The sequence below is a fragment of the Micromonospora sp. NPDC005197 genome (assembly GCF_040608295.1).
GTDB lineage: Bacteria > Actinomycetota > Actinomycetes > Mycobacteriales > Micromonosporaceae > Micromonospora.
The window spans coordinates 1-9,241 of sequence record NZ_JBEXHY010000170.1; the positions used below are offsets into that span (position 1 = coordinate 1).

At 72.2% G+C, this 9,241-nt stretch carries 9 protein-coding genes; 7 read left to right on the forward strand and 2 right to left on the reverse strand.

What is annotated here, in order from left to right:
• Positions 1-47 precede the first annotated feature (47 nt).
• Positions 48-1,154 (reverse strand): citrate synthase 2, encoded by a 1,107-nt coding sequence (locus ABZU46_RS29190; protein ID WP_354862774.1) that lies wholly within the window; start codon positions 1,152-1,154, stop codon positions 48-50.
• 193 nt (positions 1,155-1,347) lie between these two features.
• Here ABZU46_RS29190 and pdxH point away from each other — a divergent pair, with 193 nt between their 5' ends.
• The 7 genes from pdxH (at position 1,348) to ABZU46_RS29225 (ending at position 7,486) form a co-directional block, all read left to right on the forward strand.
• The gene (gene pdxH / locus ABZU46_RS29195; RefSeq protein WP_354862776.1) at positions 1,348-2,064 is read left to right on the forward strand and encodes a pyridoxamine 5'-phosphate oxidase; all 717 of its coding nucleotides are present in this window, start codon (positions 1,348-1,350) and stop codon (positions 2,062-2,064) included.
• Positions 2,061-3,359, forward strand: a complete 1,299-nt coding sequence (locus tag ABZU46_RS29200; protein ID WP_354862778.1) for an MFS transporter — start codon at positions 2,061-2,063, stop codon at positions 3,357-3,359. Before pdxH ends, ABZU46_RS29200 begins: the two co-directional genes overlap by 4 nt.
• A gap of 18 nt (positions 3,360-3,377) precedes the next feature.
• Positions 3,378-4,307 (forward strand): aldose 1-epimerase family protein, encoded by a 930-nt coding sequence (locus tag ABZU46_RS29205; protein WP_354862780.1) that lies wholly within the window; start codon positions 3,378-3,380, stop codon positions 4,305-4,307.
• The gene (locus ABZU46_RS29210; protein ID WP_354862781.1) at positions 4,307-4,909 is read left to right on the forward strand and encodes a nitroreductase family protein; all 603 of its coding nucleotides are present in this window, start codon (positions 4,307-4,309) and stop codon (positions 4,907-4,909) included. The genes ABZU46_RS29205 and ABZU46_RS29210 overlap by 1 nt, the downstream gene beginning before the upstream one ends.
• A gap of 188 nt (positions 4,910-5,097) precedes the next feature.
• The gene (locus ABZU46_RS29215; protein ID WP_354862783.1) at positions 5,098-5,403 is read left to right on the forward strand and encodes a type II toxin-antitoxin system VapB family antitoxin; all 306 of its coding nucleotides are present in this window, start codon (positions 5,098-5,100) and stop codon (positions 5,401-5,403) included.
• Positions 5,404-5,437: 34 nt separating this feature from the next.
• On the forward strand, positions 5,438-6,598 hold the full coding sequence (locus ABZU46_RS29220; RefSeq protein WP_354862785.1) for an acyl-CoA dehydrogenase family protein: 1,161 nt from the start codon (positions 5,438-5,440) through the stop codon (positions 6,596-6,598).
• 99 nt (positions 6,599-6,697) lie between these two features.
• Positions 6,698-7,486 carry a DUF4230 domain-containing protein gene (locus tag ABZU46_RS29225; RefSeq protein ID WP_354862786.1) on the forward strand — a complete coding sequence of 263 codons (789 nt, stop codon included), beginning with the start codon at positions 6,698-6,700 and terminating at the stop codon, positions 7,484-7,486.
• Between the two features lie 1,141 nt (positions 7,487-8,627).
• Here the strand turns inward: ABZU46_RS29225 and ABZU46_RS29230 are convergent.
• The gene (locus ABZU46_RS29230; protein WP_007454856.1) at positions 8,628-8,837 is read right to left on the reverse strand and encodes a PspC domain-containing protein; all 210 of its coding nucleotides are present in this window, start codon (positions 8,835-8,837) and stop codon (positions 8,628-8,630) included.
• Between the last annotated feature and the right edge of the window lie 404 nt (positions 8,838-9,241).

A 9,241-nucleotide genomic window follows, 5' to 3' on the forward strand; every position in this document is an offset into this window, starting at 1 on the left:
CGCGGCTGGTGCGGGGGCCCTCCGGGCAGCTCCGGCTTCCGGGCAGCTCAGACGCCGTGCGGGATGGCGGCCCAGCCCTCGACGTCGGACGGCTTGCGGGTGTTCGGGCCGACGTACCGGGCGGACGGGCGGACCAGCCGCTGCAGACGCTTCTGCTCCAGGATGTGCGCGCTCCAGCCGCCCATCCGGGCGCAGGTGAACATCGAGGTGAACATGTGCGCCGGCACCTCGGCGAAGTCCAGCACCACGGCCGACCAGAACTCGACGTTGGTGGCCAGCACCCGGTCCGGGCGGCGGGCCTGAAGCTCGGCGAGGGCGGCCTTCTCCAGCGCCTCGGCGATCTCGAAGCGCGGCGCGCCCAGCTCCTTGGCCGTGCGCCGGAGCACGCGGGCGCGCGGGTCCTCGGCACGGTAGACCCGGTGGCCGAAGCCCATCAGCCGCTCGCCGCGGTCCAGGACACCCTTGACGTAGCCCTCCGCGTCGCCGCTGCGCTCCACGGCCTCCAACATGCTGAGCACGCGGGACGGTGCGCCGCCGTGCAGCGGCCCGGAGAGGGCGCCGATGCCCGACGAGATGCAGGCCGCCGCGTCGGCCCCGGTGGAGGCGACGATGCGCGCGGTGAAGGTGGAGGCGTTCAGGCCGTGCTCGGCGGCCGAGATGAAGTACGCGTCGACGGCCTTGACGTGCCGCGGGTCCGGCTCACCCCGCCAGCGCTTCATAAACCGCTCGACGATGGTCTGCGCCTTGTCGATCTCCTTCTGCGGCACCGCCGGCAGGCCGAGGCCGCGGGCGGACTGCGCGACGAAGGAGAGCGCGGTCACCGACACCCGGGCGAGGTCCTCACGGGCCTGCTCGTCGGAGATGTCCAACAGCTGGCTGAGCCCCCAGTACGGCGCCAGCATCGCGACCGCCGACTGCACGTCGACCCGGATGTCGCCGGAGTGCACCGGCACCGGGAACGGCTCCGCCGGCGGCAGGCCCGGCCCGAACCGGCCGTCGACCAGCAGCGCCCACACGTTGCCGAACGAGACCTGGCCGATCAGATCCTCGATGTCGACCCCGCGATAGCGCAGCGCGCCACCCTCGCGGTCGGGTTCGGCGATCTCGGTCTCGAAGGCTACGACGCCCTCCAGACCGGGTTTGAAATCGGCCATGTCGCTCTCCTGGATCTGGTCGGTGCGCCTGATCAGCTGAGCCGGCCCGGTCGGCCGAGCGCCTTAGGCGACCCTCAGGGATGTGTTCGGAACATCTTGCCTGCTGCGTAACCGGATATGCGACCCGCTGCGACTGTGCTGCACACGACATCTGAGGACGCGCATTCTCCGCGCCACTCGGTGAGACTGGGCGATGCGGACTGGCCAGCGCGGAAGGGTGCATGTCGGGCCGCCGAGAAGGAGTGGGGACGTGACGGGCGACACACCCGCCCCGGCCGCGATGCGTAACGAGTACGCCGCGGACCTGGGCCTGACCGAAGCTGACCTGGCCGCCGACTGGCACCGCCAGTTCGACAGCTGGTTCGCCGACGCGGTGGCCTTCGGGCTGCCCGAGCCGAACGCGATGGTGGTGGGCACCGCCGACGCCGCCGGCCGGCCCAGCGGCCGGACGGTGCTGCTCAAGGGGTACGACCCCGAGGGCTTCGTCTTCTTCACCAACCACCTCTCGCGCAAGGGCGTCGAGGCGTCCGCCAACCCGTACGCCAGCCTGGTATTTCCGTGGTTTCCCATGCAGCGGCAGGTGGTGGTCGCCGGGTCGATCGCCCCGGTCGAGCGGGCGGTGACCGAGTCGTACTTCGCGAGCCGGCCACGTGGCTCGCAGCTGGGCGCCTGGGCCAGCCCGCAGTCGCAGGTGGTGCCGGACCGGGCCGCGCTGGAGGACCGCTATCGGGAGGTGGCCGAGCGGTTCGCCGACGCGACGGTCATCCCGCCCCCGCCGCACTGGGGTGGTCTGCGGGTCCGGCCGGACTCGGTGGAGTTCTGGCAGGGGCGGGCGGGTCGGCTGCACGACCGCCTGCGGTTCCGTCGCGTCGACGGAAGCGACTGGACCGTCGAGCGGCTGGCGCCGTGACGGGTGTGCAGGAGGCCCGGCCGCGCGGAGCGCGCCGCTGGGCGATCGACGTCCGTCCGCTGCGGGTTCCGGCGTACCGGCGATTGTGGCTCGGCAACACCGTGGCGATGTTCGGCTTCCAGTTCACCGCCGTGGCGGTGCCGGTGGAGATGTACGCCCTGACCCGGGACTCGTTCTGGGTCGGTCTGCTGGGTGTGGCTGCCTTCGTACCCCTGCTGGTCTTCGGGCTCTGGGGTGGCGCGGTCGCCGACGCCCGCGACCGCCGTGCGGTGCTGCTCGGCGGCTCATTGTTGCTCTGGGCATCCACCCTCGGGTTGCTGGTCCAGGCGCTGCTGAACGTGGGCAGCCCGGTGCTGTTGCTGGCGTTGATGGCGGTGCAGTCGGTGGCCTTCGCGATCACCTCGCCGGCCCGCAGCGCCATGCTGCCCAGGCTGGTGCCGGACGACCTGGTGGCGTCCGCCACCACCCTGAACTACACGACCTTCACCGCCGCCTCGGTCGCCGGCCCGCTCGCCGCCGGTCTGATCCTCTCCGCCTCGCCGGACACCACGGTGGTCCTGCCGATCGCGTACGGGTTGGACGCGGTGCTGTTCACCGCCATGCTCTGGGCCGCGCTGCGCCTCCCCTCGCTCCCGCCCGAGCCGACCGCCGACGGCCAGGCCCGACGTGCCGGCCTGGCCAGTGTGATCGACGGATTCCGGTACCTCGCCACCACGCCGGTGCTGCTGCTCTCCTTCGGCGTGGACCTGATCGCGATGATCCTGGCCATGCCGAGGGCGCTGTTCCCGGAGATCGCCCAGGAGCGGTTCGGCGGCGGTGGCGCGGTCGGCCTGCTCTACAGCGCCATCGCGATCGGCTCGATGATCGGCGGGCTGACCTCCGGCTGGATCGGTCGCCTCCGCCGGCAGGGGGTCGGCCTGGTGGTCGCGGTGGTCGGCTGGGGCCTGGCGATCGCCGCGGCCGGGTTGGCCCACCAGCTCTGGCTGATGGTCCTACTGCTCGCCGTGGCCGGCGCCGCCGACCTGGTCAGCGCCGTACTGCGCCAGTCCATGCTGCTGGTGTACGCGCCGGACCGGATGCGCGGTCGGCTCCAGGGCGTCAACACGGTGGTGGTGGCCGGCGGTCCGCGCCTGGGTGACCTGCGGGCCGGCACCATGGCCGCCGGGTTCGGCGGCGGGGTGGCCTGGGTCGCCGGTGGGCTCGCCTCGGCGGTGCTCGTGGTGGTGCTCGCGGTCGCCTTCCCGGCGCTGCTGCGCTACCGGGCCACGACGGCGTCGAGCGGCGACCGGCCGTGACCGGTTAGGGTCGCCGACATGGAAAGCCCCGACCAGCGCCCCTTCTCCGGCGCACAGTGGACCATCGCCGCCGCGGGCCACGAGGCAGTCATCGTGGAGGTGGGCGGCGGGCTGCGGACGTACCGGCACGAGGGTGTCGACCTGGTCGACGGGTACCAGACCGACGAGGTGTGCCCCGGCTGCGCCGGGCAGGTGCTCGCGCCCTGGCCGAACCGGATCCGCGACGGTCGCTACCCGTTCGCGGACCGGACGCACCAGCTCGCGCTGACCGAGCCGGAGCGGCACGTCGCCATCCACGGGCTGGTCAACTGGGTGCCGTGGCGGCTGCTGGAGCAGTCCGCGGATGCGGTGACGGTCGGCTACGACCTGCCGCCGCAGCCCGGCTACCCGTGGCCGCTGCGACTGGTCAGCCGGTGGAGCGTCGGCGCGGACGGTCTGCGCGCCGAGCACGAGGTGACCAACATCGGCGCCGAGGTGGCCCCGTTCGGCTTCTCGGTGCACCCGTACCTGCAACTGCCGGGTGTTGCGGTGGACGACCTGGTCATGCGGCTGCCGGCGCGTACCCGTGTGCTGGTGGACGGTCGGCTGCTCCCGGTCGGGGCGACCCCGGTGGCCGGCACCGAGTACGACTGGACCAGCCCGCGTCGGATCGGCGGCGTGGAGTTGGACCTCTGCTTCGGCGAGGTGGTCCGGGACGCCGACGGCGGTTCCTCGGTGAGCCTGGCCGCGCCGGACTCCTCGTCGGGGGTGAGCATCTGGGCGGACGCGGAGTTCGGCTGGTGGCAGGTGTTCACCGGGGACGCGCTCACCGGCGAGCGGCACCGGCGCTCGGTGGCGATCGAGCCGATGACCTGCCCGCCGGACGCGTTCCGCTCGGGCAAGGACCTGCTCACGCTCAAGCCCGGCACGACCTGGCGGGGTGCCTGGGGCATCCGTCCCGGGGCCTGATGGAGTTCGCCGAGGTCGTCCGCCGACGGCGGATGGTGCGCAACTACGACCCGGACCGTCCCGTCCCGCCCGACGTGGTGGATCGGCTGCTCGACCACGCCGTCCGCGCCCCCTCGGCCGGGTTTGCCCAGGGCTGGGGCTTCCTCGTGCTGGAGGAGCCGGCCGACCGGGAGCGGTTCTGGGCCGCCACCACGCCGGAGGGTGGCGGGCGCGAGCGCTGGCTGGCGGGGATGCGCAGGGCGCCGCTCATCGTGGTGCCGCACGCCAACGAGTCGGCCTACCTGCGGCGGTACGCCGAGCCGGACAAGGGTTGGACCGACCGGTCGACCGACCGCTGGCCGGTGCCCTACTGGTACGTGGACACCGGCTTCGCCGCGCTCCTGATGCTGCTCACCGCCGTGGACGAGGGGCTGGGGGCGTGCTTTTTCGGGATTCCGCCGCAGCGGCTGGGCGCGTACCGGGGCGCGTTCGGCGTGCCGGAGGAGTACCACCCCATCGGTGCCGTCACAATCGGTTACCGTGCGCCGGACCATCGGTCACCATCGCTGCGCCGAGGGCGGCGCGAAATGGACGAGGTGGTGCGGCGCGGGCGGTGGAGTTGAGTGGCGCGTCCCGTTCGTCGGAGTTGAGGATCGGGCGAGCGGTAGCGAAACTGACATCAGGGAGCAGAACGTCGCGTGCGCTGGACGGCTAGGCTGGCACGGTCATCGGTGCCGCGCCGCGCGGTGCCCGCCGCGGCCCGGCTCGGTGTCGTCGGTCGGCCCGGCCACGGGGAGGGGAGCGTGCCGTCGTGATCTTCAGAGCGGTCCGGGACGGGCGTCCCTATCCGGAGCACAACCTGACGCTCAAGCAGTGGGCGGAGATTCCGCCCCGTCCGCTGCGCCTGGACCAGTTGATCACCACCAAGCGCGAGCTGGCGCTCGACAAGCTCCTCGCCGAGGACTCGACCTTCTACGGCGACCTCTTTCCGCACGTGGTCCAGTGGAACGGTGGGCTCTACCTGGAGGACGGGCTGCACCGCGCCCTGCGTGCCGCCCTGCAACAGCGCAACCAGATCCACGCCCGTGTGCTGGTGCTCTCGGGACCGATCGACTGAACGGCGTGAGCTGAGGCTTCGTTAAGGTGACGGCATGACTGCCCTCGATCTGCTCGACCTGGACCCGTCGCTCAGCGAGGAGGAGCGGCAGATCCGCGACGTCGTCCGCCAGCTCGTCGACGACCGGGTCCGCCCACACGTCGCCGAGTGGTACGAGGAGGGTCGCGTGCCGGCCCGCGAGCTGGCCCGCGAGTTCGGCAAACTCGGTCTGCTCGGCATGCACCTGACCGGCTACGGCTGCGCCGGCGCCTCCGCCGTCGCGTACGGGCTGGCCTGCCAGGAGCTGGAGGCCGGTGACTCCGGGCTCCGCTCGCTGGTCTCGGTGCAGGGCTCACTGGCGATGTACGCCATCTGGCGCTACGGCAGCGAGGAGCAGAAGCAACGCTGGCTGCCGGCGATGGCGACCGGCGAGGCGATCGGCTGCTTCGGCCTCACCGAACCCGACCACGGCTCCGACCCGGCGTCCATGACCACCCGGGCCCGCCGCGACGGCGACGACTGGGTGCTCACCGGCGCCAAGATGTGGATCACCAACGCGCCGATCGCCGACGTGGCCGTCATCTGGGCACGCACCGACGAGGGCGTCAGCGGTTTCGCCGTACCCATGGACACGCCCGGCGTCACGGCCCGCGAGATCGGCCGCAAGATGTCCCTGCGCGCGTCGGTGACCGGCGAGATCGTGCTCGACGACGTCCGGCTCCCCGGCGACGCCCAACTGCCCGAGGCGGTCGGGCTCAAGGCGCCGCTGAGCTGCCTGACCGAGGCCCGGTACGGCATCGTCTGGGGCTCACTCGGCGCGGCACGGGACTGCCTGGAGACCACCCTGGCGTACGCCACCAGCCGTACCCAGTTCGGTCGGCCGCTGGCCGGATTCCAACTCACCCAGGCCAAGCTCGCCGACATGGCCGTCGAACTGGTCAAGGGCCAACTGCTCGCGCTGCACCTCGGCCGGCTCGCCGACGGCGGCCGGCTCCGCCCCGAGCAGGTCAGCGTGGGCAAGCTGAACAACGTGCGGGAGGCCCTGGCCATCGCCCGGCAGTGCCGCACCATCCTCGGCGCCAACGGCGTCTCCGGGGAGTACCCGGTGATGCGGCACGCGAACAACCTGGAGAGCGTCCTGACGTACGAGGGCACGTCCGAGATCCACCAGCTCGTCGTCGGGCAGCGGCTCACCGGGCTCTCCGCGTTCGCCTGACCTGCCCGTTTACGCATTCCGGCCGCTCGCCGCGCGGCTGTCGTACCGGGGCCGTACCGTCATTGACAGACGACGTGTCTGACGAGGACGGTGAGTGTGATGGCCCGCGACGCTGGCATCAACGAGCCCACGAGGGAGTTCCCCGGTTACCCGACCGGCGACGACCTCAAGGAGCGCTCGGCCGCGACACCCGACCCGACTCCGGGCGGGCCGGGTGGCACCGATGGTCCTCCGGCCGGCGGGGGTGGGGGTGCGGCCCGTGGGCTGCTCCTCCTGCTCGGTGCCGCCGCGCTGGCCGTGGTGGTGCTGCTCGGCGTGCAGGCGACCGGCTTCCTGCCCGATTTCCGTAACCCGTTCACCAAGGAGCAGACCGACCGCAGCCAGCCGCCGCTGCTGAAGTCGATCCAGGATCTCAGCCGCTACGTGGCCGCCGAAGGCAACTTCCAGGTCGTGGTCGACACCCAGAACGACCGGCGCAACGTCCCGGACTTCCTGCTCAACGAACGCACCCTGTTCGTCGGGGCCGGCAGCGTCGAGGCGTACGTCGACTTCACCAAGATCGGTGAGGGTGCGATCGTGCAGTCCGCCGACGGCAAGTCGGTCGAGATCAAGCTGCCCGCGCCGCAGCTCGGCGAGACCAACCTCGACATGGAGAAGAGCTACGTCTTCGCCGAGCAGCGCGGCCTGCTCAACCGGCTCGGCGACCTGGTCGGCAACGACCCCAACCGCCAGCAGCAGGTCTACCAACTGGCCGAGGAACGGATCACCGCCGCCGCCCGGGACAGCGGGCTCTCCGCCCGCGCCGAGGAGAACACCCGCAAGATGCTGCAGGGGCTGCTGCGCTCGCTGGGCTACCAGCAGGTCACGGTCACCTACACGGCCCCCTGACGCTCGACGCTTCGGCAGTAGGTCGCTGCGGCGCTCGGACGCCCCGGCACCTCCGTGCTCGGTGATCCGGCCCCTCGGCGCCTGGCGGTCCGGCATCTCCACGCTCGGGGCTTCGGTGCCGGAATCCGGTGCCCGGCGCTCCAAAACTGCAGCCGCGCCCGCCCCGACCACCGTCGGGGCGGGCGTTTTCACTGGCCCGTCGCCCGTCGCCCGTCGCCCGCTGCCCGCTGCCCGCTGCCCGCCGCCCGCCGCCCGCTGCCTGGAGCCCGCCGCCCGCCGCCTGCTGCTTGCCGCTTGCCGCTTGCCGCTTGCTGCCTGCTGCTCGCTGCCTGGCGCCTGGCGCCTGCTGCCTGGAGCCCGCCGCCTGGTGCTCGCCGCTTGCCGCTCGCCGCCTGCTGCTTGCCGCTCGCCGCCTGCTCCTCGCTGCTCGCTGCTCGGTGCCCGCACCGGCCCGGGCCGCGTTGCTGTGGCTGCCTCCGCGCCGTGCTCGTCCTCCGTCCCGCTGGCAGGTCGGCAATTACCCGTGCACGCCGCTCGTCGGCGTCGGCCAGGGCGATTTGTCGGGTCCGCGCCATCCTCTGGCTGCGGTATGAGCAGATCTTGGACAGTTTCCGTCAGCAGCTAACGGAAACTGTCCAAGATCTCGGAGTGGAGGGCCGGTTGGGCGCGTGACGCCGACGCGGTCACGCCCTGCGGTCAGGTTTCTGCGGGGCATGACTTGCGGCGAGTCCGGGTTGTGCCGCTGGTTGCGCCCGCCCGCCGGACCGACCACCACCGCCGCGACTTTCGCGCGGGCTACCAGCACCACCGCCGGGCTGTGCGTCACCGCCGGGTCGTGCGCTACCGCGGGGCCGCGCGCTACCGCTGGGCTGTGCGTCACCGCTGGGCTGTGCGTCACCGCCGGGTCGTGCGCTACCGCCGGGTTGTGCGTCACTGCTGGGCCGCGCGCTACCGCTGGGCTGTGCGTCACCGCGGGGCTGTGCGCTACCGCGGGGCCGCGCGCTGCCACTCGATCGCGCGCCACCAGCGATTCGTGCCCGCCCGAGATTCGCGCCATGTCCAGGAGCGGGGTGACCGGAGGCCACCACATCGTCGACGTGGTGGCCTCCAGACTGCGCTGCGCTGTGCTGTGCGGGGGTGGTCAGTGGCCGGTGGAGGCGAGGTAGCGGTCCTCGTTCGGCATGAGGATCCAGAGGATCAGGTAGACGATCACCTGGGTGCCGGGCAGCAGCAGTGACAGCAGGAACAGCAGCCGGACCATCCCGGCGGACATGCCGAACCGCTGACCGAGGCCGGCGCAGACACCGGCGAGCATGCGCCCCTGGCGGGGCCGAACCAGTTTGCGACTCATCGTCGTACTCCCACTCTGCGGCGGTGCGCCGCGTCTGCAATCCACGGTAGAAAGGGGTGGCCGTCCTGCCCTCGGTCCCGAGGAGGATCAGCGGTCCATGGACCCGTAGGTACTTACCCGTGCGGCCCCGCTCGACGCCTCCGGCCCGCGCTCCCCGCGCGCAGGCCCCGCGCCCGCGCCCGGCCGGCAGCCCGCGCTCCCCGTGCGTAGGCCCCGCGCCCGCGCTCCGCCGGCAGCCCGCGCCGGTCAAGGTCGTGCTCGATCCTGGATGTAGTGGCTTTCCGCCACTCGCGAGGCCACTACAACAAGGACAACGCCGTTGCGTTTAGCGCCGTGAGCGGGAGGCAAGTCCTTTCTCGAAGAGTGTGATTTCGGCGTGGAAGCTGTAGGTCTGTGTGGTTGTT